A 25,204-nucleotide genomic window follows, 5' to 3' on the forward strand; every position below is an offset into this window, starting at 1 on the left:
AACGGTCGTCACTACTAGCCAAAAAGCTCCGTGACGATCTGGCCGTCGTCCATGACGGGCATGGGACGGCCGAGCGTGTCGTGCAAGATTTCGTGCTCAGAAATCCCGAGCGCATTGAAGATGGTCCGCGTGAGATCCTGCGGAGAAACTCGCCGATCAAGCGGGTACGCCGCATCTTTGTCAGAGCGACCGATCATGGTTCCACCTTGGACTCCTGCCCCAGCAAACAGTGCGGGAAAGCAGTAGCTCCAATGATCGCGACCCCACGTTGACGTTGTCGCGCGGGGTGTCCGTCCCATCTCGCCCAGGCACACGACCAGTGTCTCATTGAGCAAGCCACGCTCAGCGAGATCGTCGAGCAGGGCGGAGTACGACTGATCCAGTTTGGGCAGCAGATGCTTACCGAGATCAGGTCCATTGAAATGGGTATCCCAGCCATCGGTTCCGGTCGCACAGTCCCAGTTCACCGTGACGAATCGAGCTCCCGCCTCTATCATGCGTCGGGCCATCAGGGTTGACTGGCCGAACAAATGACGACCAAACCGGTCGCGGACTTGCGGAGACTCGCGGCGGATATCGAGGGCCGTCCGAATCTTGTCGGATGTGAGGAGTGCGAGCGCCTGTTCCCGAATCCCATCATAGGCGCGCAACTTTTCGGTTTCGTCGGCACTGCGCCGCCAGTGATCGAACTGATCGAGCAGGCTCGATCGACGATTCAGACGGTCGAGAGAAACGTCCTTTTCAGAGACGAGTCCCTGGATCCGGAAATCGAGTTCGGCATCGGTACAGTCACGAAAGAAGGGATTGTCTGTTCGTGATCGATTGCGGATATCACTGGCAAGCCCATTGTACGAACGGCCCAGCCAGCCGGCATATTGCCCCGTGCGATCATATCCCTGAATCCGGCCTAACCGGAAGGGAACGAAGCAGTAGCTTGGAAACGGTGGCAGATTTCCGCCGGCATTTCGCTGATCGAGGTACTCGACGACCGATCCCATGGCCGGCCAGTCCTTTTCCGTGGCGTTCACATCCTGACCGTTCGCGGCGACACGAGGCCACGGATGTCCCGTCTGGATCAGATGGGCGGCGTTGTGATCGTTATGCGTATGGCTGACGGTCCGGATCACGCAGTACCGGTCGGATCTCTGTGCCATCATGGGAAGATGCTCACAGATTCGCAGATCGGGAGTGCAACTGGCGATCGGTTGGTAAGGACCGCGCAGCGTGCTCGCGGCATCCGGCTTCATGTCGAATGTTTCAAGCTGGCTGGGCCCGCCGAACAAATAGAGGAAGATCACCGACTTGGCCCGCGGCGTTGGCCCCGCGGTGGCACGCCCCTGCTCTGCGGCCAAGAGCCGCGGAAGTGTCGCACCAAAAAGTCCCGCGCCACCAATTTGCATTAAATGTCGACGCGACAACCCGCTACAGACCGCTTGGGAGTGACCTCGAATATTGAGCATGGTCCTGTCATTCCTTCTCTCAAAACCTCCGCGTGGTCAGCGGCGATTTGCGTCACACATTCCGCGAGCGCCCAATCTGGATATCCAGTATTCAATTTATATCGGCTGAGTTCAAGTGGATTACAAACTGTTTATTCATGAAATTGCGTTCGAAGATCGAAAGTCGGGCCAATGCGCATCATGGACGAGGCGGAGCGGGACGTTGTCCAAGCAACCATGCCGCGGCCTCATCATGGGGTGCGCACAGTTGTCCAAATTGTGGTGTTGGCAACGCATGCAACCGATGTCCAATTGTCCCCACCAGCCGAATCTCTACTGGGATTGGATTTCGCTTCCCTTTGGACTGCTTAACGATCTCCAGAGCGAGCATCAGACAGTCATTGGTACTGACCCGCTGGTCATCATTGCCGATGACAATCCAGATTGGCCGTCCTACCAAACGGTTCGCAACATGGATCGGGTTGAGCGCCTGGACGAGTGCGTTGTCTTCGGCCCCAGAAAATTCGGCCAGTGCCCCCAGATGGGTGACCGGCGCAAATGCAATGACTTGCTTGAATCGTGCATCGGCGGCCGCACAGTGTAAGGCCGCAAATCCCCCCCGGGACGTACCTGAGACCGCCACCTCGGCGGGATCGGTCAACTTTTCAGCGATCAAGTAGTCCAAAACCTGTGAAACCTGCTGTGCGAATTGGTCGGCAATATTTTCGCCATTCACCACGCGATTCTTCCAACCCGCCAGATCGCCCGATTTCTCTCCGGGACGCGTGTCGGTTCCGTGGCAGGGAATGTCGAGCGAAACACACAAATACCCGTGCGACTTCAGCAGATGTCCGAGGCGATTGACATCGTTACTGAGCAGGGAATTCTTCATATCGGCCCCGAACACAAAGAGCGTCGGTGCCGGCCCGGTGGGCTTGTCGCCCAGGATGGCAAACGGAACATCGCCAGACGTTTGCAGCAGTTTCACGGTGAGGGCGGTTGATTCTTCGGCGGCAATGCGATCGGCGTTGATCAGGACAGAAATCGCGATACACCATGCAATCAGATGTGGAATCATCGACGGCGTCAATCGAGTTCGACATCGCATCATGAAGTCACCTGCCGTTCACACAGTTCTTGAGAGGATGCATCAATTGACGATCCAATCTGGATATCCAGTTTAGCAAATCAACACATCAATGCAATCCGATTCTTTGAACTCTGACATTTATCAGAATTCACGATCCCAAATTCAGGTTGAAAACTCGGATGGCATTGTCGCGAAGAATTAAGCGCTTGTCGGAATCCGAAAGATCGGCATAGTCAATACGGCTTCGCTGCATGGGCGCGTGGTAGAGCGGCGTGTCTGTTCCAAAGAGAATTCGCTCGGGCCCCACTTCCTTGACGGCCCACTCGATCAAGCCAGGAGTGATGCTGCGCGCACTGGATGTGTCGGCGAAAACATTCTCATGTCGGCAACGCTGGATGGCTCGGATCTGGTGCGACACGTCACCATCCCACCCATGCCCGATATGCGCCAGGATCAACTTCACTTCGGGATAGTCGTTGATGAATGGGACGAAATCGTCAGCCTGACTATTTTGTTCGCTGCTATGCGTCAGGACGACTGCGCGATGCCGAGCCGCGAACTCGAAGATCTTTCGGCCATGTTCGACGATCGGGTAGCCATGTTCTTCCGGATGAATCTTGATTCCAACGCACTTCGGTTTCTGCAGCATTTCCGCGGCTTGGTCGTATGTGGCGGGAGTCAAGGGATCAACGACGACGTACTGCAGCATGCCCTCGGTGTTATCGATCGTTGCCGCCGCCTCTTCGTTGCCGCCAATCGGATTTCCTTCCAGGCGTGGGAGCAGCGCTTTCAGCGGCGATGCGATTGTCCACTCGATGTTCGCGAGCCGTGCGCGGCGAACGACAAGTTCCGCACTTGCCGTCATGAACTCTTCAATTTTCGGATCGACGCCCTGACGGCTGTAACGGCCGTAATGCGCATGCACATCGATCGCCGGAATTTGCTCAGTTGACATGATTGCCTCGTCAGAATCAGCCGGGTTCACATTCCAGTTTGACTGTCAGGGATGACGGATCAGGCTCGGGTGGAGGCTGCGGGTGGGCGGGCAGCAAGGGAATCAGCAGGACCATCAATCCCATGAAAATCAATGCTGCCGCGAAACTCATTTGAAATCCATAGGCTCGGTTGTAGATCGAACCATAGTGATCGGAAATTGCGCCAAACAAGGCACCGGCCGGGGCTGCGGGCATCATTGCAAGCGAGGCAAATCCCATATTGCTGCGGGTGTGCGATTTTGGCGAGCAACTGAGAATATAGTTCGTCATATACACTCCGAACAATTCGCCTGCTCCGAGCAGCCCAAAGCTGAGCATGAACCAGTATCCCGGCACCAGCATGGCCCAAACGACCCCTGCGACAGAACACAATGCCGTCACGAGCATGGTCGCTCGTGGTCCCGCATAAGCCAGGAGTGCTCCCATACAAAGGCCAGAGCCGATCTTGAATCCGAATCGCAGTGCCAGTTGATAGCCGACCAGAGTTTCGGGAGCGACGCCGAGAACTTCTTTCGTATACAGCGTCATGTTGTTGCCGATCGAGAAACCCCAAAACGACAGCACGCCAACCAGGAACGTGAGTCGCAGCCAGCGATTGCCGACGAAATCACCGAACCCGGCGAAAACATTTGAAACAAATGGTTGGCGGGTCGCCTCGACCTTTTCAGGAGCGATCACAAAGTGCGTCGAGAGCCACGCGGCGGCGCCCATGATCGGGACGCTCGCCAGAAAGGGAAGCGCAAAATTCCAGGGATACGGTGCGGCCGCCAAACGCAGGCCAAACAGTCTGCCATCCAGGCACAGTTGCAGAACAAGTGCGCCGACGAGTCCGAGAAACGGTCCGCGTCCATATCCAAGACTGAGCGCCTGCCCGCGTTTCGATGGCGACGCGCCACGCCCGATCACTTCAAACAGGAACATCGTCACTGTGGTCAGTGCGCCGCCGGTGACGATTCCTTGAGTGATCACGGCAGCGACTTTCAGGGCGTTGGGAATCGGAGAGAGGATGGCCAGGGCGACCACCCCTCCCATGATGGCCAGGACCAGGTAACACGTCACCAGCACGCGTTTCAAATACGAGACTTGCGGGAACAGGCATGCCACGACCAAAGGAGAAGCGGCCATGATCAGGTACGCTGAGCCCGGCAAATTTGAAACAGTGTCCGATGCTCCCAAAGCCTTGCAAACGGGGGCGTGGAATCGGCCGACATTCAAGACAGACGATCCAAGAAACATCAACCCGGTGTTTACACCAAACAGCATGACGTTACGCCGCTGATCGACTTCGCCGACGGGAAAGCGATCGGCAGCGTCATCCTGTCTCGCGGTTGCCAAAGTGCCAGTCGTCACGTGCTGTCGCCTTTGATGATTCGACACCTGTTTCAATGCACTGAATACGATTCGACTACCGACTCATCGATCTCGATTCCCAGTCCGGGCCCAGTGGGTACGTCGACGAATCCCTCGCACAGTTGGAATGGTCGAGTGACGATCTGATCACGAAAGGGATTTTCGGTGACATCAAGCTCCAGTAGTGGAGCTTCGGCATCATGCGCGGACGTGGCAGCGGACAGTAACGAGACCAGATGAATGGTGGCAGCGGTGACGATGGCTCCGCCCCAGCAGTGGGGAATGCAGAGGATGTTCCACATCCGAGACATCTCGGCAATGCCAAGGCATTCCGCGAATCCACCACACAGGCTGACGTCTGGCTGGATGATGTCGACGGCTCGACGGGCGAGCAACGCCTGCGCCGCGGCACGCGAGTCGACACATTCTCCGCCCGCGATAGGGATATCAAGATTGGCCGAGAGGACGTCGTAACCAACGTACTGATGCTGCGGCAGGGGTTCTTCGTACCAGTCGATGCCAAGTTGTTCGAGTTCGCGTCCCATACGGATGGCTCTTGGAAGCGAGTACGCGCCGTTCACATCGACTGTGAGTTTGATGCCGGGCCCCAGTGCGTCTCGCACTGCGGCAATGATGGGAATCTCGCGCCCAAGTGAAAATCGACCGATCCGCAGTTTCACCCCCCGAAATCCCTGGCGGACAAGGTCGAGGGCGTCGGCAGGGTATTGATCTTCGGGCTCGCAACCTTCGCGATAATTGACGGACGAGGCATACGCTTCGACACGATCTCGCACACGTCCACCGTACATGTCGGAAATCGATTGATTCAGAATTTTGCCGCGCAGATCGTGGAGCGCGATGTCGAGCCCTCCCATCGCCATTCCGTTTCCAAAATTTACTCCCCAGCATTTCCGCCACAGTTGACGGTGATTTCGCGGGTCTTCACCGATAATCAACGGAGCAAACTTCTTGTCGATGATCTCGCGCACACCCGCCATCGGCGCTGTTTCCCCCCATCCAACAACACCCTCATCGGTACTGATTTTGATCAGCAGCGCTTCCCGCGAGCGGTACTCGAAATACGAATTGGCCAACCAGGTCGGCAACTTATGTGCGACGAGATAGGTTTTGACCGATGTGATTTTCATTCAGCAAGTCCTCGATTGCGTGCTGGGAGAACTCATGGCCGATCAGCCGTCCTGAATCGCAGGCCGATTGAGTTCGATCGCCAGTCCCGTCTGGCTTGAGCGACGGACTGCGTCAATCAGCGAAATGGCCGCGGCCCCATCTTCACCGGTAACAGATGGAAGCCGTTGATCCCGAATACTGTCAACGAAATCCTGGACTTGAGTAAAAAACGCTTCCAGCCGCTGAGGCGCGAGTGGAGCCTTCTGGAAATCGATTGCTGGTTGTTCCCACACCGTCTCCCACGGTTGTCCGTCCTGCGCCAGATTCAGTTGCCCGTAGCCATCGATGTCGAGCATCCCCCGGGAACCAACCACCAGTCCGCGAAAGGCACTGTTCGAAACGCCCGGCGACGGCAGTTCGAACGACATCCACGTCTGAGCGAGGACGCCATTCTGAAATTCAAGCTGTGCCATGGCGGAGGGGAATGGGTATGTCGCGTGGCTAAAATCGACGACGCGTCCAAAGATACGGGTGGCCTCACTGCCTGCGAAATAACGCAGGAAATCGAAGTTGTGGGCCCCCTGGTCCAGGATCATTCCGCCCGATTCGGATTGTTTGATCCATTCTTTCGCGGCCAAGTTGAGCTTTGGAAAGAGCGTCCGTAACTGAATCATTCGCGGCTCACCAATCACGCCGTCGTCGAGGAGCTTTTTGGCACGAGCGACGGTTCCTCGGAATCGCCACGTCTGGATCACCGAAAGCACGGTTCGTGCGTCACGACATGCCTTGATCATGGCGGCGCATTCTTCGCGATCGAGCGCCATCGGCTTTTCAACCAAGGCATGTTTTCCAGACTGTGCCGCCCAGATCACTTGCTGGCAATGCAACCCCTGCGGGGTCGCGATCAAGACGGCATCGATCTCGGCTCGGGCCAGGAGTTCGGGGAATGTCTCAATCAACTCCACATCGTAGTCGTGGGCCAGTTGAGCGGCCCGACTTCCCCCATGCACGGCAGCCAGCGTCGCGCCCTGGACGTACCGCTTCAGGCATTCGGCATAGGTTCGCCCCATAAACCCGGAACCGATGAGGGCCACTTGAATCGGCTTCATTCTTGTCGTCCTCTCGAATTGGATCGTCAGCAAGCCCATCGAGGAAAGCTGGTTCTCAACTTCTCTGAAAACCGCAGGAACGCCTCGTCGGACAATCCTTCGTAAGGAGGAAGTAAACGAAGCGGAAAGCGTTCGTCGTGTAGACGCCAAAGGAGCTTGTCGAATGCACCATCGATTTTGTCGCCTGGCCCGCCTTCTTTGATCAGGAGATGAAGCATCGCATTGAGTTCCATTTGATTCGCGATCAGGCGCTCTGCGTCACGTTGCTGGCCCGCCTCAAAGAACTCGCGCGCCGACTTCCAGTTTGCCGAAGCAAGGGAAATCAGCAGTCCGCACTGCCCAATCAGGCTGCCATAGACAAATCCCGTTTCCGTGAGGAAATGCTGGAGTTGCGGTACACGCGTCAGGAGCGCGTGAATTCGTTCCATGGAGTCGGTGCTGTTCTTGGTCGCCACAAGATTTTCATGGTCGCCTGCCAGGCGGGCATACTCGTCGGCGGTGATGAGGCGTTTGGTGCGCAGGAGGTTGTAGTGCAGGAATTGGCAATCCGGAAAACGCCCGCATGTTTCACGAAAGAATTGGGCCACTTCCTTGTCAGCCAAAGCTCCCCAGTTTGGCAGTGAGATTTGAAATCGCGTGACACCCAGATCGCGCGCCATCTCGATCCGTTCAATGATGGTCGATAGGGACTGATTGATCACCCCGACCATCGGTTTGCAGTTCTCTCGATGCATTTCGTCCTGAAAGGCCCGGGTAATTTCGATAAACTGGCGGGTGTTGACGGCGTAGCCCTCACCTGCGGTGCCGAAAATGTAGAGGTGTTGTGTCCCCTCTCTGATCAACTTTCGGACTTGATCCCGGAACAGATCTTCCATGAACTGGTTGTCGGAGTTCCAGGGAACGACGCATCCAGCCATGATGCAACTTGGATAGCGAACCATCAATTTTCCTCACTTTGCAGGAGCGCTGCCGCGCAGTGAATGTCGTTTGTCTCTCGGCTCATTTTCGAGTTCACAGGAAACGGTGCGAGTGATGTCCTTCCGAGAGCGAGAGCATGACAGATCAATCGACCAGGGCGATATCGAATTTGTTGGTCCCCGATTCCACGGTGTACTCCAGCTTCGAAGTCCCAAAGTCACCGTAGCGAGCTGGGATATGGTTCGTGAAGACTTCCATCTCTGGCCCGGGCTTTCGGTTGGCATCACGAGACGACGTTTGGGCGCGCACAATCACGGTATTTCGTCCTTGGGGAACCTGGGACCGGTATGCACCATCGGCACTGAATTTGGCAACAGTAATTTCACCACTGTGGTGCTTGAAGATCACTTCGCCGTGAGGAAAGGGTTTGCTGTATGAGACCGTGCCGACCACGGGAGCCTTCGGAAGGTCTCTGGTCTTGGCCCCGCCACAGCCGACGACGGCATCGCAGACGAGGCCGACAACAACAATGTGTAGTGCACGCTTGGCATCGAGTTGCATCGATTCTCCTTCGCAAACAGGTTCTGTGATTGTCGCTCCCGAGTGCCGTGCGTCGGCCACGAGATTCATGGTGAGATTGAGAATGAACTCGACTTGTCAGGGTCGCCTGTGATCGACATTAGAATTCACCGACTGTGGCTCCATCCGCTTTGTCGGCAAGGTTCTTAAAAGTCTGCAAATCAATATTGTCGGAAATGAATCGAACTCCACCATCCATGAGCAGAACATGGATTCCCCCCGTGTGCTGGCTGTGGAGGGCGGAATCACTGAGACGTCCCGTGACATTGGACGGATTGCCGTCGGACATGTCGGAGTTGTAAAACCAACGCGAATTGGGTGGTACCGTGACACCGCGGGTGCAGTACTGCGTGTCATAATCTTCTGCCAGAATCCAAGGAATTCCGTCATCGCCCCGCCCTTGCGCGGCCCTGGGCTTTTGTCCCTTCGTATACCCCGAGAATTCCCCCACTCCGAAGACATTTGATGAGCCGTCGGTTAGATCCTTTATGCTGATTTTGGCGGCACCACCCCACTGCGCGGTGTAACAAAACACTCCCGTACACATCAAAGGACAGAACGCGCATCCCGTCTTCAGACTCGATCCACGTGGGTCGTCTGAACCAGAAATCAGGGCATAGTCGGTCATTGCAAATCGGTCATACCACGCACCATTGTTAGCATAGTTGTAGGTTGCTGATGCCGACGACGTGGGACAGATAAACACTGGTATGATCGTGCCACCCGCGGGCTGCGACGCCGGGTTGTACATGTCTCTCAGATTGAAATCGAGCTGATTGTAAACATTTGTCTGATCGAGATACGGCAGGATCAGCGAATACCCCGAGGCGCCGGCACCGGGGTTCTTGCCATAGGTCGCAGCGCCGGGCGGAAAGACGCTGTGGACGTCCAGGTAGTTGTGAATCGCGAGTCCGAGTTGCTTGACATTATTTTTGCACTGAGTCCGCCGGGCAGCCTCACGGGCCTGCTGGACGGCTGGCAGCAAAAGGGCAATCAGTACCGCAATGATCGCGATCACAACCAGCAGCTCAATCAACGTAAAGGCATGTCTTTGTTTCTTGGCCATAATCATGATCCTGTAATAGGCAATAAGAGAGATCCTATTCACGTACCAATGAAGACATGAGAGGCGTGCGCGCGTTCTGGCGAAGACCAGAGAGTCAATATGCCATTTGTCGTAACAGCGATCGTGTTTGCCGGACGAGACGATTTCCACTCAACCGCGGGCGTTTGCTGTCATCTGCGATGAAGAAAACTTCAACGCGTGTAAATCGACAATAGCGCCGAACATGGATCTGACCCGGCTGGCGACGAACTATTTTCAAACCTCGCTTTCCAGGTCGTCTAGAAAGTCCGCGCGGCATGGCGGATCACCATCGTCCATACCGATGTTTGTGAGCGGGCACGCAAGTCAATTTCCACTTTTCGAGGCCACATAACTGGATAACCAGATTTGCCATAAAAAGCAACTCATGTGCCGACTTCGAATATTGACCGAGTGGAAATCTTGGAATCCTCGAATCAAAGCCGATCGGGAATGTGTATGAAGGGCCCTGAAAAACAGGGGTGATCGCGATTTCTCGGGTGACACCGCTCAGGTTGCGATCGCAAGTTCAAAAATTCGAACCCCTTCGTTCAGCAGCCCGACTTCGGACATCCCAAAGCGGATCTTGCACAGGGGACTGGCACCGATTGCATATGAACGGCGCACGCCACGATGTTCGGAACGGACACCCTAATGCCGACCGCCAACGCGAACGCGGACGTGATCACTTCGAGCGGGAACACATTGGCTAGATCATTCGGAGACTGTCGGGATGCTGTTTTCCAGAAGCCGTTGCTTGAGGACTTCACGGCCGCTCATGATGTGTTCCAGCATTGACGTACGGGCTCGCTCCGGGTCGTGCAACTTCAATGCATCGACGATTCGCTGATGTTCACTCGCCACGTTCATGTCCCGTGGCAATGACCCCATCGCAAAATCGTGACTCACTTGAGACAGCAATCGCAGGGAGTCAATGAGACTCGTCAGAAGTTGATTTCCGGCCGCACTCAAAATCGTTCCATGGAAAACTCGCTCCTCATCAATCAGTTCGCGATGGAGCTTCCAGACCTCTTTCGCGGATTCAATCTGAGGAATCTTCGTCTCAAGATTGTGATAGCGTCGGCAGGAATTTTCCAGAATTTTGAGCTGTGACTTGGTGATTCGCTCGGCGGCCCGCGCCGCAGCGTAGGGCTCGATCAGTTCTCGGAGATCGCACAAATTGGCAAACTCTTCGGCGGTCAATTCCCGAACATAGGTTCCGCTTTGTGCACGACATTCGACCAGGCCCGCCTTTTCCAACTGGCCGAGTGCATGTTGCACAAGTGCCGGACTGACGCCGATTTCTTCCGCCAGCTTTCGGCGTGACAGCTTTTGCCCAGGCTCAAGCTCGCCACGTGAAAGCTTTTTGTGGATGTAATCGTACGTTGAATCCAGTTGTGAGCTTCTTGCCACTTGAGTCATCTTTTTCGTCGAGCGACCATCGGATCGGTTCAATTCGGCCCGACATGCGATGGAGAAGAGATCTCGCCCACAAGTGAAGCTGGGCCTAATGCAACAGCGTATCACGTCTGTTTGGACGGTGCCACCGGCACTTTGGTTGACGATCTGCTCAGACACGTGGCGTCCGAATCAGACGCGGCGCAGAGCCTCCAGCACGGTCGGTGGCTCACCAACCGCGACAATTGTTCCGCCACTGGGGCCAGATCCCGGTCCCACATCAATGACCCAATCGGAAGCGGCGATCAATTCCAGATTGTGTTCAACGACGAGGACGGAGTGTCCTTCAGAGACCAATCGCTTCAGAACCCGAATCAGCAGCGCCACATCCGCCGCATGAAGGCCCGATGTGGGTTCGTCGAGGACAAAAAGGGTGGTCTGCTTTTCAATCGTGGTCTTTGCCAGCTCAACCCCCAACTTGATGCGCTGTGACTCGCCGCCCGAGAGCGTGGAAGTCGATTGGCCCAGCTTCAAGTATCCGACCCCCAGTTCATTCAGCAGGTTGAGCGTCTTGGCCAGACGGGAAAAATTCTCAAAAAAGAGGGCCGCATCGGCAAGGCTCAGATCCAGAACGTCGGCAACATTCAAGCCGCGATAACGGACCGAGAGTGTCGACGGCGAAAAACGGCGTCCATTGCAGTCTGGACACTTCGTTTCCCAATCCGAGAATCGTTTTTCATCCACCGGGAGTGTCCCTCGCCCTGTACACCGTGGGCATCGGGCCTCGGGAACCGCCAGGCTGAAACGTCTGGCATCGAAACCGCGTAGTCGCGATTCTTTTGTTCGTGCAAAGACTTGCCGGACACCGTCCCAAATTCCCGAGTACGTCGCCGGGCTGGAGCGTGAGGATCGTCCGAGCGGCGATTGATCGACTCGAATCAGCCGCATCAGAGCTTCAGTTCCGGACAGCGATTGAAATGGGCCCCCCTCGGGAATTCGTTCACCCAGTGCACGGCGTACTGCGGGAACCAGCGTCTGCATGATCAGCGACGACTTGCCAGAACCGCTGACACCCGTCACGCACACGATCTGATTGAGCGGAATCTCGACATTCAACTCGCACAAGTTGTGCAGCGTCGCTCCGAGGAGCCGAATCGACGCCGCACCGGGCGGTGTACCGGGCAAGGAGGACGACGACGCCCCTCCAATCGAGGTCGTCGTCGATGGTGTCGCCCGCCCGTATTCGCTGGCCAGGAATGGCCCAGTGATCGACGCGGGGTTCTTGATCAGAGATTCCGGAGTTCCGACCGCCAGTACCGATCCGCCCAGCGGTCCGGCGCCCGGGCCGAGATCGATGACATAATCCGCGCTGCGAATCACATCAAGATCGTGCTCAACAAGCACCACGGTATTCCCCTCGTCTCGCAAGCGGTGCAGCGTCTGCAGCAATCGATGCGTATCGCGCACATGCAACCCGGCGGTTGGTTCATCAAGGATGTAGCACACACCCGTTAGTTGGCCGCCCAGGCATGCCGCAAGCCTTGCCCGCTGGTATTCTCCCGCCGACAAGGAATCACTCGCCCGATCAAGTGTCACGTAGTCCAAACCGATTTCGATCAAATACTGCAGCCGAGTCGCGATCTCTGGCAGGAGGAATTGGGCGGCGGTTTTTACCACGGACGTACGAGTGTCATCCCCGTTGGCCTTCAGCGACTGATTGAAGTGGTCTCGCCATTCCTGGGTGATTGCGATGGCGCGTGCGGGTGCCATGGAACAGAAATCGGTGATACTGACACCCCCGATCCGCACGGCGCGCGGCAACGGGCCCAGGCGAGTTCCCTCACATGTTTGGCAGATGTGTTCTGAACCATCCGGCTGTTCGACGGTTCCCAACCCCTGGCAGTCAAGGCAGGCTCCTGCGGGGCTGTTGAAGCTGAATGTGCGAGGCTCAAGCGTGGTGAAGCTAGTTCCGCACGTGTTGCAGGCCAGCCGACTGCTATAGAGGCGGTCTTCCCAGCCACCATCCACTTCATGACTGAGCACACATTGTCCGTGGCCCATTTGCAGTGCCAGATCGATCGATTCTTCGAGCCGACTTTCGATTCCCTCTTTCACGATCAGACGATCAACGACGACTTCGATGTTGTGAGGCGTTGATTTTGCGAGCTCGGGTGGCGCGGTGGCGTCGCAGACGACCCCATCGACGCGTGCCCTGACGAATCCGTCCTTGACAATCCGCGCGAACACGTCCGCGTGCGTTCCTGCACGCTCGCGAATGACGGGGGCCAGGATGATCACTTTTTTCCGATCTTCGGACCGAAGTGCCTGCGCAACGATGGCAGCGCGCGACTGCGCCGTAACAGGCTGATGGCACGTGGGACAGAACAATTGTCCGGCCCGTGCGAATAACAACCGCAGATACTCGTGGATTTCCGAAGTCGTCGCGACGGTCGCCCGACGCCGGGCACCGCGGGCATACTGTTCCACACACAGAACCGGAGGAAGTCCATCGATCAGATCGACATCGGGCCGGTCGACCGCCTGCAGGAGTTCACGCGAATGGGCCGAGGTCGAGGACAAATACCGGTAGCGACCGTCGGCGAAAATCGTGTCAAATGCCAGCGAGCTTTTTCCGCTGCCACTGACGCCGGTAATGACGGTCAGGCTTCCCAGAGGGATTTCAACATGAATATTGCGCAAATTGTGCGTCCGCGCACCAAGAACGCGAATCGCGGAGGGAGCATTGCTCGGGACTATCGTGTTGAGTTCCAATTGTGCGGCCATCGTCAGGGGTTCAAATACGAGAGAATGTCAGGTCCGTGGGGAAGCGTGTCAACGCTGCCGAGTCTACCGCATTTTGGAGTGAACCTGACGGTCGTCCGGGGGGCGATGAATTTCATGATTGTTGATTGGTCGCGTCCGGCTTCCGTGTTATCCTGTCCTGATTCATGGGATTTCGTGATTTTTGCTGGAGCATTCGATACCGATGACCGCTGAACCCGTCGCCGATTCATCCGCGAGAAAACAACAGATTCGCGAACAGGCCCATGCCAATCGAAACGCCCAGGAAAACAAGGACGACCTCAGTCGGCAGATTGTGGCTCGGTGCATGGCGATGCCCGAATACCAAAATGCGAAGACTGTACTATTTTATATTGACGTCCGCAGCGAAGTTCGGACGCGGAACGACCTGACAAATGCCTTGGCAGGCGGCAAGAAGATCATTGTGCCTTACTGCGTCGAAGGCGAGCTTGAGCTGTTCCATCTCGAGAACAATGATGAACTCGCGATCGGGATGTACAAGATTCTCGAGCCGAAAGACGAGCTTCGATCGGTCGCGGCAAAAAAGGTCGATGTCAAAGAGATCGATCTCATCATCGTTCCAGGCGTTGCATTTGATCGACGTGGCGGTCGGACCGGACACGGTAAAGGGTACTACGACAAGCTTCTGGAACATGCCCGCCCAGACACGCCGCTCGTCGCCCTGGCATTCGAATGTCAGATGTTCGACGAGATTCCCATGCAGGACCATGACGTCTACATGGACAAGGTCGTGACCGAGAAGGCCGTTTACGATGGCCTGGGTCGTCGCTAATTCTCAGACATTCCTTTTCGAGTTTTCCCGTGAGCACTTCGCCAACCCGCGCCGTTGTTGATGACACCTATGCTGAAGGCTTTCGCAGCATCTACGCCGAAATCCTGATCACGGCACGCGATCGAACCTGGCTGGACCATGCCATTCAGGCCGCAACAGGGCATGCCTCGAGCAGTATCTTTTGCGAATGCGAAGCAGGCGTCGATCGTTACGTCGGGCCCGGCGGAGACGAGAAATTCGCGACTCCCGATGGACGTCCCGGCGCGATTGTGCAGTTTCATGTTCCCCGGTTCAAAAAGGACCGTGAAAAGCTGCTCGAGAAAGTGTTGCTGCATCGAATCAGCCAGAACATCCTGACCTGTCCGACTGCGGCCTGCTTCAATCTGCTCGACACTGATCCGTATTTTAAACTGGGGCGCAAGATCGCCCTGTTCGGAGACGGACATCAGTTTCGAGCGGAACGACATGGCCGCAAGGTGTGGGTGATTCCAATCATGGGTGGCGAATTCGTCCTTGATCGCCGTTTCGGATTTGCCGACGGGATCATGGGCGGGAACCTCTGGTTCTTCGCGGAATCGGTTGATGCGTCGCTGGCCGCGGCCGAACGTGGTGTCGCAGCGCTGGCGCGGGTTCCCGGCACGATCGCGCCTTTTCCTGGTGGAATTGCCGCAAGCGGGTCCAAGGCTGGCAGCGCGTATTCCTTTATGTTCGCGAGTACGAATCACCCGTTCTGCCCGACACTTCGAGAGACGCTTGGCGAGCAATCGCAGGTCCCCCCCGGGACGGAATCGATTATGGAAATCATCATCAACGGCCGCGATCTGGCGACCGTTTCGGCCGCGACTCAGGCAATCATCGCCGCGACGGTGGATTCACCTGGTCTCACGAAGATCTCTGCCGGAAACTATGGCGGCCGCCTGGGAAAAAGCTTCATCTATCTTCGACCGGAACTGCACTCGTAGACGGACGGTCGAACTGGCCGCGTCATGCCTCTGAACCTTTCGATCTGCATGAAACTTCAATGGCCTCGATCAACAACCTCGGCAATTTGTTACCCATGTTGCGGTGCCCGGCATGCGGCGCCGCACTGGGACTCGTTGCCGATTCGCTTGAATGCTCGGTGTGCCATTCGCGCGATCCGGTTGTCGACGACATCCCGCGATTCACACGCGATCAGCACCTGGCGAGTTTCGGTCGACAATGGAACAAGTACGAGGTCGCTCACGATGACGAGGATCGTGCGACGTTCCAGGCGAAGACGGGCACGTCTCTAAGTGATTTGATCGGGCTTCGGATCCTCGACGCGGGTTGCGGCGGTGGCCGCTATAGCAAAGTATGCGGCGAAGCGGGTGCGACGGTGATCGGGGCCGATCATACGGCGGCCGTCTTGAAAGCCCGCGAGCTCTGTGCGCATCTACCGAGCGTGAACTTCGTGCAGGCCGATTTGAAGCAGCTACCATTCGCCCCTGCATCATTCGATTTTGTGTTTTCAATCGGTGTGATGCATCACGACGCCGATACAAAGTCGGTGTTTGATGCCGTGGCCAAAATGGTGAAGCCGGGTGGGCGATACTCGGTTTGGCTCTATCGTCAAAACCAATGGTGGCAAGAAGGCATTAATGACGCGCTGCGTCAGCGCACGACCCGAATGGCACCGGAAAAACTGGAGCGTTGGTGCGAATGGGGGGCGTGGCTGGGAGGGCTGCCGGTCGTGAACAAGACGCTCAACAAAGTCGTCAACTTCAGCGCCCATCCGAATCACGAGAATCGCGTGTGTGACACATTCGACTGGTTCGCGCCGCAGTACCAGTATCATCATACCGTGGAGGAACTTTGCTCGTGGTTTGACGCAGCCGGGTTCGTGAACCTGCGCGTCCTGCCTCCGGAAAAATCGGGGCGTATGTATCGCTGGGTGTATGAGCACAATCTGTTGATCGGCAGCGGAGTGAATGTCACGGGCGAGAAGTCGGCAAACTGAGCGTGCTCTTCTGGGGGGCCACACCGTTCAGCAGGGATTGACTGGTCCGAGCGTGCGGGTGTCTTTACGGCGTATTGATTTCATCGCCGAGTGTGGTGATGACGACCAAAATTCCCCTCGTTTCCGAGCTCGCGCCTGGTTGAAACAATGGAGTTGGCATAAGGGGGAGGGCATCTGGCGGAACCAGTCCCCTTTATGGCAACTCACCGTTTAACCTGCCGCTCGTGAGAATCGCTCGAATAAGCGAGCGTAGTGGCCCGATTGTTCGATGAGTTCGTCGTGGGTCCCTCGTTCGATGATCCGCCCATGATCGAGAACCAGTACCAGGTCCGCATGCCGGATCGTGCTGAGTCGATGCGCCACCACGAAGCTCGTGCGGCCGCGAAGAAGTTCTGCAAGCGCCGCCTGCAGGCGCTGCTCCGTTTTGACGTCGATGCTGCTGGTGGCCTCGTCCAAGATCAGTAGCCTCGGATCGGCGATCATGGCACGGGCAAAACAGATCATCTGCCGCTGCCCCAATGAAAGCCGAGTCCCTCGTTCACCGACCTGGGTGTCGAAGCCACGTGGCAGCTCTTCGATTAAATCAAGGCAATCGAGCTTTCGGCAGACCGCCTTGAGTTCATCATCGGTGGCCGCAGGTTGAGAGAAGCGAATGTTTTGGGCGACCGTTCCCTGGAACAAGAAGTTCTGCTGGAGGACTAATCCAAAATGGCGATGCAACGACTCACTGCGGATCTGCTCCAGGCTTCGTCCATCAATCAGGATCGTTCCGGATTGCGGCAAATAGTACTTGGCGAGCAGATTCACGATCGATGTCTTACCGCTACCGGTGTGGCCAACCAGTGCCACGGTTTGTCCCGCTTCCGCCTTGAAGCTGATCTCTTTTAGCACCGGGCGTTCGGGATCGTAACCGAAAGTGACATTCACAAACTCAACTCGTCCACGGACGTCCCCGACATCGATCGCATCAGAAGCGTCTTTCCATTCGGGCTCTTGGTCGAGCAGTTCAAACAACCGCTCGGCGCCGGCCATCGCCGTCATCGCCTGATTGTACTGATTGCCCAGAATATTCAGAGGCGAAAAGAAGACGTTTGCCATGAAGAAGAAACCGACCAGGTCACCAACGTTCGTGTGACTGTTTCCATGCAGCACTCTCCAGCCACCAATTACGAGCAGAAGCGCAACGAAGATCTGCGTGTTCAGTTCGAGCAATGGAAGGAAAAGTCCATGTGCATGCTGGACGGCGGTATTGTACCGCGAATGATCGGTCACGAGATCGCCGAACATGCGCGCGTTCTCATCCTGGCGGACGAAGCCCTGCGTGACGCGGATGCCCAGAACCGATTCTGCCAATGTCGCCGTGATGCGGCTGAATGATTCTCGCATCTGCCGTAAGAGGTTGCTCAACTTGCTGTGAAAGTAGCGATTGATCCCCCACAGAATGGGCGCCAGTCCCAGCACGATCAGAAACAGAACCTTACCCAGCCACACCATGCAGGCCGCCGCGACCAGCATTTGTCCGAGTGCCACCAGGCTGACGAACATCACTTCCTGCACCCCCACGCGGACGTCTTCGATGTCGGAGATCATTCGACTGATGATCCGACCGACTTTCGTCTTGTGGAAATAGCTCATCGGCATTCGCTGCAGGTGGGCGAATACGGCATTTCGCAGGTCGAAGACGACGGCCTCACCGATTTCGAGCGCCAACCTTTGTCGGAAGTGCATCGTGATCTGCGTGAAAATCGCCAGCAATCCAAAGCCAATCGCGCCCCAGACGACACCTTCAACATCGCCGCGTTCGATTGGTCCGTGAATGACCGATGCGAGAACCCAGGACAATGCCGGCAACTGAAATGCGCGCAATGCCCCCGCCACGAGCAACCAGTTTCGCTTGGCGGCGTAAGGCCGCATGTAGCCAATCATGCGTGAAATCAGGCGAAAATCGAGCGGCCGCGTCTCGAGGTGATCTTCATCACGCCGTGTGACCTTGGTGAGTTCCGCGCGATCGTTGTTGATCGCAGAGGGTTTGACGGAAACCGGCGTCGCAGCAGTCACAGATTGACTCACCTTAAAACTCATCACGTCAGATCGATCGCAATCTCGGACCAGAACTCATGATGAGTTGTAGAATCGCTGTTTGTGATTTGGCAAGGTGAGGACGGTGACCATGACGTTTTATTGAGCCGGTCGAGTCGCGTGCCGCCGTGGCGAACGGGCGGATCGCGTGGTACAAATCGGTCATCGTGCGACGCACCATTGACACCCATGTCGCATGGGAGGCTCGCGTAAACGTTCACGGGCCAGAGACGCCCCGATTCCCATTGATTTGCAACGGGATTTTCGAGTCCATCGATCGCGTTGATGAGCAGCATGCTGGTCATCCTGCCCATTTCTCTTTTTTGCTCAGAAAGACTGCTGTGAACCGTCCGCATCATCCCCCTGCATCACTGCCCGAACCATCCGTCAAACTTGCACAAGGCTGGCACTGCCTGCACATTTACTACCGCGTGGATCAGGCGGCGCTTCGGCAGCTTTCTGAAAGCGATCTGGCCGAGGGCCGAGAATCGATCGTGCATTTGCTGGACCCTGAGCGGCCAGGAGCCCCCCAGCGACTACAGACTTCGGTGGTCTCGGGCCATAAGGCCGATCTGAGCCTCATGATCATGGACACCGATCCCCTGTTGATCGATGGAGTTCGACAGGCCATTCGCGCATCGAAACTGGGATGTGCGCTGCAGCCGACGTATTCGTTTGTCTCGATTACCGAAGTCTCTGAATATGTGCCAACGCTCGAACAGTACGGTGACAAGCTGCGCCGCGACGAAGGGATGTCGTTGGAAGATCCTGCCTATACCGCGAAGCTGAACGCCTACGGTCAGCGACTGCCCATGATGAATCGTCAGCGGCTGTGCCCTGATTTTCCGAACTGGCCGGTAACCTGCTTCTACCCGATGAACAAGATTCGACACCCGGCCGCCAACTGGTACATGGAACCGTTCAGCAGCCGATCGGCGATGATGTCCGAGCACGCGACAAGTGGAATCAAGTTCGCCGGACGCGTCAGCCAGTTGATTACGGCGTCGACGGGACTGGACGACTGGGAATGGGGCGTCACGCTTTGGGGACGAAACCCTGAATACATCAAAGAAATCGTGTATACGATGCGGTTTGATACGGCGTCGGCGCGCTATGCCGAATTCGGACCGTTTTATTTGAGTTACATCAAGCCACCTGTAGATGCTCTGGATCATCTGCAGATTTAGGGCGATGGTGTCAGTGGAACATTGTGGCATGTGCTGCAGACCGATGTCTTGCAGCACATGTCCTCTCAGCCGAAGGAACGCCGCGAGAGCTTCCAACGAGTTGCGTCACGCGGCCCAAGGGACAAATTGTCAGTTCCCTTGGAACCTATCCGGCTTTGACCGCCGCGGATTCGTTTGTGGCCTGAGTTTCGGGAAGGCGACTGGCATAGCCGTAGCGATCGAACGACACCTTCCAGCGTTCGTAGACTTTTCGCATCAGGCTCTCGTCCATGTTGAACGAGTTCTTCCGATAGCGGGTTAATTCAGGAAGCTTCTGTTTGATGGCCGCTTCGATGGTTTCCCAGTTGTCCAGGTTCAGCCCTTGATAGACACGATGCATTTCGCCCAAGGGGTCGACTTCGAGATCCTCGAACCGCATTTCATGCAGACGACCGGCCGGAATGAGATGCCGCGTTCGCTCATACGTTTCGATGCAATTCGTGTACATCTTCAACGTATCTTCTTGCATCTTTTCGTTCATCACGATCTTCGAGAGACCGTTTTCGGCAAACAGCGTTCGCCGGAGGTGCAAGCTGGAGCTGTAAACCGCATAGGGGTCACGATAGATGTAGACGAACTTGGCGTTCGGAAACATCTCAAGCAGAACCGGAATCCGGTAGGTGTGCGTCGGTGACTTGAAAACGATTGGCTTGTTGTGCTTGATGGTCAATTTTTTGACGAAGTACATGAAACGTTCTTTCCACTCCGCCAGTTCGGCGGGCGGAATATCTTTCAATTCGAAATAACGTTCGTACTTTGTCGGGTCGGTTGGATGAGCCAACATCAGATACGGCGACAGACCTGACAGCAGCAACAGCGCGACTTCGTCTTCCTGCGGCATATGGAATCCCGCTTCGACATTGTCCATTGGACGCGTCTTGGGGATCAGCCAACTGGTCATTGATGTGACCACACGTTCCGTCAGCAGGAAATTTGCCGGGAACATGACTTCATACAAGTTTGGAAACGTAAATTGAGGATCAAGGGTCATCAAGTTGTGAAGCAACGTGGTCCCGCTGCGCCAGTGCCCCAAGATGAAGACGGGAGCGTGATCGATCGTTTGCGCGGCAATCTTTCGTCCGAAGATCGCGGACTCGATGACATTGTGGAACGAGTTCACCAGGCTGAACGCCGAGATCGTCGCGACTTTGTGCAGACGACTCCAATGGATCGGCGGATGCGTTCCCAGCAACTTGATCCAGGTTCGAACGGATGACCCATGCCAGACGCTGAAGAATCCCTGTGGATCAAATTTCGCGCCGTCATTACTACCACAATTGGGAGCCGCTGAAGGCGAGGTCTGTGGTTTTGTCGGCGGTGCCACTCGACAGAATTCCGTATTGCGTTGCTGTGGGTCTGTAGATTTGGGGTAACTTAACACGACAGCTCCACGCATGCGAGTCTTCAGGGGCGGCCACCTACGCCAGTTGGCAATCAACGAATGTCATTTCAGATTGGCATCGTTCCGCAGAACAGAACGACCCTGACATTCTCGAGATGCAATGAATCTGAAAATCGTTTCGCTTCTGCAGTTTCTGTTGCCTCGGACAAGTCCGGCCGGCTCATGAATCGACTGAGAAGCATCGAATGACGATTTCGTTCAATTCGCACCTCTTCGTATCGGTCGGCTATCCGGTCATGTCGCACGTTTTTCATGGTTCCGACCAAATTCGTCAGCAGGCCAAAGCGTACGCGAATGTTATGCCAGATCCTTAATTTGTCGGGCGCACAATAGCACCGATGCAATATACACGGCCAAACACACCCATGTCACGCAAAGTATTAATGATAAATGGTTTATGCGATGATCAGGCGCGCCTTTGCTCTTGACGACGATTTACAACGGGGCCAGCTGATGCCAACGGACCATTGAGTATAGGCTATCTGGGTTGAGTTTGTCAGTTTCTCCGTCAAGCTGGCCGAAGGCGAACTCTTCTGCCGATAACGAAGAGACCCGCGAATTCGCAGGATTAGCAAATACGCAATTCAACTGCTCCAGTTTGCGGAAATCGGCTCAATATGGCGGACTATCGCGTTCAACTGGATTTGTTCAGCGGACCCATGGATCTGCTACTGTACCTCGTTCGCAGGAACGAGGTCGACATTACGCGTCTTCCCATTGCAAAGATCACGACGCAGTTTTTGCAATTTCTCGATGTCCTTCAATTTCTAGATCTCGATCTGATCGGCGACTTTGTCGTTCTTGCCAGTTCCTTAATCGAGATCAAAAGTCGACAAGTACTGCCACGTGCCGACGAAGAACCGCCAGAAGAGATGCCACTGGCCGATGATCCACGAGGCGAGTTGATTCAGCAATTGCTTGAATACAAGCGGTTCAAAGATGCGTCGCTCGCTCTCGAGCAACAGGCATCCGAATGGCAGGAGCGCTACCCGCGTCTGAGCGATGAACGTCCGACGGTGGGTAAAGATCCTTCCGCCGATTCGATCAAAGAGGTTGAATTGTGGGACCTGGTCAGCGCGCTCTCACGCGTGATCCAGAAGAAGGTTGTCGAAGAAACGTCGAGTATCCGCTATGACGATACGCCGATTTCGGTCTACGTTGAGCGGATTGGGCTTCGTGTCCGCGAAAGCGGTCGGGTGCCGTTCAGCGAGTTCTTCGAAGGAAGCAATCTGCGCAGCAAGGTTGTGGGGATCTTCCTGGCGATCCTGGAGCTTTTGCGTCACCACGGCTTCCGAGCCGAGCAACCATCGGAATATGGCGAGATCTATGTCTTGCCACCGACGGTCACCCCTGCGATTGACGCGCCGGTCGAACAACCGACGGAACTTGTCACGACTGTATCGGACGTCGAACCGTAACGAATTGCGACTACTGCACCGATGCTTCCAGGGATTGAAGCGCACGACCTTTGGCCGCGTTCAGCCGCTCCAGCATCGCTTTCAATGCGGCCGCCGTCGCGGTGTGCGTTTTGACAGCCGTATCGGTGTCCGTAAGCTGCTTTTGTTGCTCGGGCGTCACGACGGCTTCGGCAGCCGCTTTATCAGCCGCCGCCTTGCTGGCGGTCACAGCGTCCGTCGCGAGCTTTAACTTGGTGGTTGTCTTGGCCACATTTTCGTCAGCCGCCTTCTTTTCAGCGTCGCTCGTTTCACGCGTCTTCTTCGCGGCAGCGAACGCCACCATGGCGGCCGAGGCGGCCTCGGCTTTTGTCGTTTGCTCTTGAACCGCTGCGGCGGATTGCTTTGTCAATTCGGAGAGGGTCGCAAGTGCATCCATCGACTTCTTACTGGCGGTTGCGTTCGCCGTCTTCAGCCCGGCATCGTCAGGCTTCGCTTCGAATGCGGCCATGGCCTCGCTCGATTCCTTTTCCGCCGCCGTGACGGCATCGGTGGCTGTTTTGACCTTGGCGCGCAGATCTGTGGCCACTTTCACGGCGGCATCACGTTCGGCACTCGCCTTGTTTCGCGCGGCCTCCGCATTGGTCAGCGCCGTTTCTGCAGTCTGCAGCGTTTGCGTCTTGGCGACAATCTCGGCATCGGCCTGTGCCTTGGCCTTCGTGACGACCTCAAGTTCAGCAACCGCTGCCGCTGCCGTTTTTGCTGCAGTCTCGGCCGCTGCAATACGGTCGGCAAGCTGCTTGTTCAACGCGGCGAGGGTTGCCGTCGCCTGACCTGCGGCGGCTTCGGCACCGCCGAGCGCTTGCACGGCCTGCTCAATCTGACGGACCAGCGGCGGTGGATTCGAACTCAGTTGTCCCAGAACGGCCCCATCTTTGGCGTTCCAGATCTGGATCATCCCGGTCAGGTCCCCCGCGAGGATTGTGTCGGTTTCAGAATCAAAAGCGACTTCCATTCCCACGTCACCGAGCCCGCCAAAAGCACGAAGGGCTGTCCCGTTGAGATCCCAGAGCTTGGCGACATTGTCACGGCCCGTGGTCGCAATGCGGCTGTCCCGTGTAAATTCGACGGCGGTCACGCCACCGCCATGTGCGCCCCAATTCTTGATCTGTCCGCCGTTCTGCATTTCCCACAGTCGGATGGTCGTATCTTCGCTGGATGAGGCGAGAATATTGCTATCGGGAGACCAACTCACGTCTGTGACTGCGGCCGTGTGTCCCGGTAGAACGTGGAATTCTCGACCGGTGAATGCCTCCCAAACAATCAAGCCGTTGCTTCGATCGCCAGACGCCAGCAGCACGCCATCCGGACTGAATTCGATGGCGGTGATCCAATCGGTATGTTTGTTCTTTTCGTAAAGCAATTCGCCGGTTGACGTGTCGTAGACGCGGACGATTTTCTTGGGACCGCCCAGGGCGATCTGGGTGTGATCGGGGCTGATGTCTGCGGCCAGCACGACGTCATACTCACTGCCGGCTTCCGTCACTCGTTTGCCTGTTTTGACGTCCCAAACAACGGCCTTACCGGATTGACCACCGCGTCCACCGCCAGCAATCAACCACTGGCCATTGCGGCTGAATTTCAAGACGTGAGCGACGCCTTCCGGGAAAGGCAATACGCCTGCGATTTCGCGGGTGCGGGTATCGTACAGGAAGACTTGCTTGTGACCGGCAACGGCGGCCAATGGAGACCACGGATTGGTGGCGAGTGCGGTAATGCCATTGCCTCGACTCGCAACGACAAGCGGATCGAGCGGCAGACTTTCGGGCAGGGGCGGCGGTCCTGCCGGCCTCTGATTTGAAACAGTCACCTTCGTGACAACGGTCTTCTTCGCTTTCGCCTTGCTTCCCGCATTTTCCAGAGCCCCGCCTTCAATCCATTTTCGAATCAACTCCAGTTGATTGTCGGGCAGCTTCGCGGCTTGTGGCGGCATTTTGGGTTCGGCCATGTGCGTGATGACCAGATAGAGCTGGCTTTGCGAGGCATCGCCATCCGCTCGCACGACTTCGCCGGAGGCCCCCCCCTGCATCGCCAGGCCATAATTGTCGAGAACCAGATCACCTTTCTTGTCATTCGCATTGTGACACGAACCGCACTTCTCGCGAAATATCGGCACGATGTGCTGGTCGAAGGTGATCTTCTCTTCCTTCGCTGCGGCAGCTTTTTCTTCAGCAAGGGCTGAGACGCTCAGCACACTCGTCGCGAACAAAAACAGGGGGAGATATCGCATTTCTGTAAACCCTACAGACTTCATCCATCCCAGAGGGAGGACTCATCTCGATGAATAACGAAAGACGGTCTTGAGCGGCTGAATCAAACATTCGCGACATCGGGTTCTGTGCGTATCGTCAATTCAAGGATTGTCCCTCATTGCTCGAGA

General features: G+C 56.2%; 20 protein-coding genes. 5 read left to right on the forward strand and 15 right to left on the reverse strand.

Translation table 11 applies throughout. From position 1 onward, the window contains the following. Nucleotides 1-14: 14 nt before the first annotated feature. The 11 genes from OSO_RS0111125 to OSO_RS0111185 all read right to left on the reverse strand — a co-directional run bounded on the left by OSO_RS0111125 (nucleotide 15) and on the right by OSO_RS0111185 (nucleotide 13,874). Nucleotides 15-1,460 (reverse strand): DUF1501 domain-containing protein, encoded by a 1,446-nt coding sequence (locus OSO_RS0111125; RefSeq protein WP_010583424.1) that lies wholly within the window; start codon nucleotides 1,458-1,460, stop codon nucleotides 15-17. A 178-nt stretch (nucleotides 1,461-1,638) separates the two neighbouring features. Next, a complete protein-coding gene (locus OSO_RS0111135; protein WP_010583425.1) occupies nucleotides 1,639-2,550 on the reverse strand; it encodes an alpha/beta hydrolase family protein in 912 nt (303 codons plus the stop codon). Between the two features lie 127 nt (nucleotides 2,551-2,677). Further along, complete coding sequence (locus OSO_RS0111140) at nucleotides 2,678-3,484, reverse strand: amidohydrolase family protein (protein ID WP_029246891.1); 807 nt, start codon at nucleotides 3,482-3,484, stop codon at nucleotides 2,678-2,680. Nucleotides 3,485-3,500: 16 nt separating this feature from the next. After that, nucleotides 3,501-4,874 (reverse strand): MFS transporter, encoded by a 1,374-nt coding sequence (locus tag OSO_RS0111145; protein ID WP_040591635.1) that lies wholly within the window; start codon nucleotides 4,872-4,874, stop codon nucleotides 3,501-3,503. Between the two features lie 32 nt (nucleotides 4,875-4,906). Next, nucleotides 4,907-6,022, reverse strand: a complete 1,116-nt coding sequence (locus OSO_RS0111150; protein WP_010583428.1) for a mandelate racemase/muconate lactonizing enzyme family protein — start codon at nucleotides 6,020-6,022, stop codon at nucleotides 4,907-4,909. A 42-nt stretch (nucleotides 6,023-6,064) separates the two neighbouring features. Then, the gene (locus tag OSO_RS0111155; protein WP_162130531.1) at nucleotides 6,065-7,111 is read right to left on the reverse strand and encodes a Gfo/Idh/MocA family protein; all 1,047 of its coding nucleotides are present in this window, start codon (nucleotides 7,109-7,111) and stop codon (nucleotides 6,065-6,067) included. Between the two features lie 26 nt (nucleotides 7,112-7,137). Beyond that, entirely contained in the window at nucleotides 7,138-8,052 is a 915-nt protein-coding gene (locus OSO_RS0111160; RefSeq protein ID WP_010583430.1) for a dihydrodipicolinate synthase family protein, read from the reverse strand. 121 nt (nucleotides 8,053-8,173) lie between these two features. Further along, nucleotides 8,174-8,590: a hypothetical protein gene (locus tag OSO_RS0111165; protein WP_157605148.1), complete on the reverse strand. Its 417-nt coding sequence runs from the start codon at nucleotides 8,588-8,590 to the stop codon at nucleotides 8,174-8,176. Nucleotides 8,591-8,708: 118 nt separating this feature from the next. Then, entirely contained in the window at nucleotides 8,709-9,674 is a 966-nt protein-coding gene (locus OSO_RS0111170; RefSeq protein WP_010583432.1) for a DUF1559 domain-containing protein, read from the reverse strand. Between the two features lie 732 nt (nucleotides 9,675-10,406). Continuing rightward, the gene (locus OSO_RS47815) at nucleotides 10,407-11,105 is read right to left on the reverse strand and encodes a GntR family transcriptional regulator (RefSeq protein WP_162130532.1); all 699 of its coding nucleotides are present in this window, start codon (nucleotides 11,103-11,105) and stop codon (nucleotides 10,407-10,409) included. A 177-nt stretch (nucleotides 11,106-11,282) separates the two neighbouring features. Further along, complete coding sequence (locus OSO_RS0111185) at nucleotides 11,283-13,874, reverse strand: excinuclease ABC subunit UvrA (protein ID WP_010583434.1); 2,592 nt, start codon at nucleotides 13,872-13,874, stop codon at nucleotides 11,283-11,285. A 202-nt stretch (nucleotides 13,875-14,076) separates the two neighbouring features. Between OSO_RS0111185 and OSO_RS0111195 the strand changes: the two genes are divergently transcribed. The 3 genes from OSO_RS0111195 to OSO_RS0111205 are packed head-to-tail and all read left to right on the forward strand — an operon-like array spanning nucleotide 14,077 to nucleotide 16,663. Then, nucleotides 14,077-14,685, forward strand: coding sequence for a 5-formyltetrahydrofolate cyclo-ligase (locus OSO_RS0111195; RefSeq protein ID WP_010583436.1), 609 nt, complete (start codon nucleotides 14,077-14,079; stop codon nucleotides 14,683-14,685). A gap of 29 nt (nucleotides 14,686-14,714) precedes the next feature. Further along, nucleotides 14,715-15,647 (forward strand): formylmethanofuran--tetrahydromethanopterin N-formyltransferase, encoded by a 933-nt coding sequence (gene fhcD / locus OSO_RS0111200; RefSeq protein ID WP_010583437.1) that lies wholly within the window; start codon nucleotides 14,715-14,717, stop codon nucleotides 15,645-15,647. A gap of 59 nt (nucleotides 15,648-15,706) precedes the next feature. Further along, on the forward strand, nucleotides 15,707-16,663 hold the full coding sequence (locus tag OSO_RS0111205) for a class I SAM-dependent methyltransferase (RefSeq protein ID WP_010583438.1): 957 nt from the start codon (nucleotides 15,707-15,709) through the stop codon (nucleotides 16,661-16,663). A gap of 210 nt (nucleotides 16,664-16,873) precedes the next feature. Here OSO_RS0111205 and OSO_RS0111210 read toward each other — a convergent pair whose 3' ends face one another. Both OSO_RS0111210 and OSO_RS0111215 read right to left on the reverse strand, forming a co-directional pair. After that, nucleotides 16,874-18,721 (reverse strand): ABC transporter ATP-binding protein, encoded by a 1,848-nt coding sequence (locus OSO_RS0111210; protein WP_237729274.1) that lies wholly within the window; start codon nucleotides 18,719-18,721, stop codon nucleotides 16,874-16,876. Nucleotides 18,722-18,744: 23 nt separating this feature from the next. Continuing rightward, nucleotides 18,745-19,038: a hypothetical protein gene (locus OSO_RS0111215; protein ID WP_010583440.1), complete on the reverse strand. Its 294-nt coding sequence runs from the start codon at nucleotides 19,036-19,038 to the stop codon at nucleotides 18,745-18,747. Between the two features lie 45 nt (nucleotides 19,039-19,083). On the opposite strand from OSO_RS0111215, the gene hemQ reads away from it, so the two are divergent. Further along, nucleotides 19,084-19,929, forward strand: coding sequence for a hydrogen peroxide-dependent heme synthase (gene hemQ / locus OSO_RS0111220; protein WP_010583441.1), 846 nt, complete (start codon nucleotides 19,084-19,086; stop codon nucleotides 19,927-19,929). 145 nt (nucleotides 19,930-20,074) lie between these two features. Here hemQ and OSO_RS43085 read toward each other — a convergent pair whose 3' ends face one another. Then, entirely contained in the window at nucleotides 20,075-21,292 is a 1,218-nt protein-coding gene (locus tag OSO_RS43085; protein WP_010583442.1) for a sulfotransferase family protein, read from the reverse strand. A 695-nt stretch (nucleotides 21,293-21,987) separates the two neighbouring features. Here OSO_RS43085 and OSO_RS0111240 point away from each other — a divergent pair. Beyond that, a complete protein-coding gene (locus OSO_RS0111240) occupies nucleotides 21,988-22,788 on the forward strand; it encodes a segregation and condensation protein A (protein ID WP_010583443.1) in 801 nt (266 codons plus the stop codon). A 10-nt stretch (nucleotides 22,789-22,798) separates the two neighbouring features. Here the strand turns inward: OSO_RS0111240 and OSO_RS0111245 are convergent, their stop codons facing one another. After that, nucleotides 22,799-25,054, reverse strand: coding sequence for a c-type cytochrome domain-containing protein (locus OSO_RS0111245; RefSeq protein WP_010583444.1), 2,256 nt, complete (start codon nucleotides 25,052-25,054; stop codon nucleotides 22,799-22,801). Nucleotides 25,055-25,204: the final 150 nt, after the last annotated feature.

The sequence above is a fragment of the Schlesneria paludicola DSM 18645 genome, assembly GCF_000255655.1.
GTDB lineage: Bacteria > Planctomycetota > Planctomycetia > Planctomycetales > Planctomycetaceae > Schlesneria > Schlesneria paludicola.

Bases quoted from the DNA above. Each gene is read 5' to 3' on its own strand.
- OSO_RS0111125 (WP_010583424.1), bottom strand. From the start codon at position 1,460: ATGCTCAATATTCGAGGTCACTCCCAAGCGGTCTGTAGCGGGTTGTCG.
- OSO_RS0111135 (WP_010583425.1), bottom strand. From the start codon at position 2,550: ATGATGCGATGTCGAACTCGATTGACGCCGTCGATGATTCCACATCTG.
- OSO_RS0111140 (WP_029246891.1), bottom strand. From the start codon at position 3,484: ATGTCAACTGAGCAAATTCCGGCGATCGATGTGCATGCGCATTACGGC.
- OSO_RS0111150 (WP_010583428.1), bottom strand. From the start codon at position 6,022: ATGAAAATCACATCGGTCAAAACCTATCTCGTCGCACATAAGTTGCCG.
- OSO_RS0111155 (WP_162130531.1), bottom strand. From the start codon at position 7,111: ATGAAGCCGATTCAAGTGGCCCTCATCGGTTCCGGGTTTATGGGGCGA.
- OSO_RS0111160 (WP_010583430.1), bottom strand. From the start codon at position 8,052: ATGGTTCGCTATCCAAGTTGCATCATGGCTGGATGCGTCGTTCCCTGG.
- OSO_RS0111165 (WP_157605148.1), bottom strand. From the start codon at position 8,590: ATGCAACTCGATGCCAAGCGTGCACTACACATTGTTGTTGTCGGCCTC.
- OSO_RS0111170 (WP_010583432.1), bottom strand. From the start codon at position 9,674: ATGGCCAAGAAACAAAGACATGCCTTTACGTTGATTGAGCTGCTGGTT.
- OSO_RS0111185 (WP_010583434.1), bottom strand. From the start codon at position 13,874: ATGGCCGCACAATTGGAACTCAACACGATAGTCCCGAGCAATGCTCCC.
- OSO_RS0111195 (WP_010583436.1), top strand. From the start codon at position 14,077: ATGACCGCTGAACCCGTCGCCGATTCATCCGCGAGAAAACAACAGATT.
- OSO_RS0111205 (WP_010583438.1), top strand. From the start codon at position 15,707: ATGGCCTCGATCAACAACCTCGGCAATTTGTTACCCATGTTGCGGTGC.
- OSO_RS0111215 (WP_010583440.1), bottom strand. From the start codon at position 19,038: ATGCTGCTCATCAACGCGATCGATGGACTCGAAAATCCCGTTGCAAAT.
- OSO_RS0111240 (WP_010583443.1), top strand. From the start codon at position 21,988: ATGGCGGACTATCGCGTTCAACTGGATTTGTTCAGCGGACCCATGGAT.
- OSO_RS0111245 (WP_010583444.1), bottom strand. From the start codon at position 25,054: ATGCGATATCTCCCCCTGTTTTTGTTCGCGACGAGTGTGCTGAGCGTC.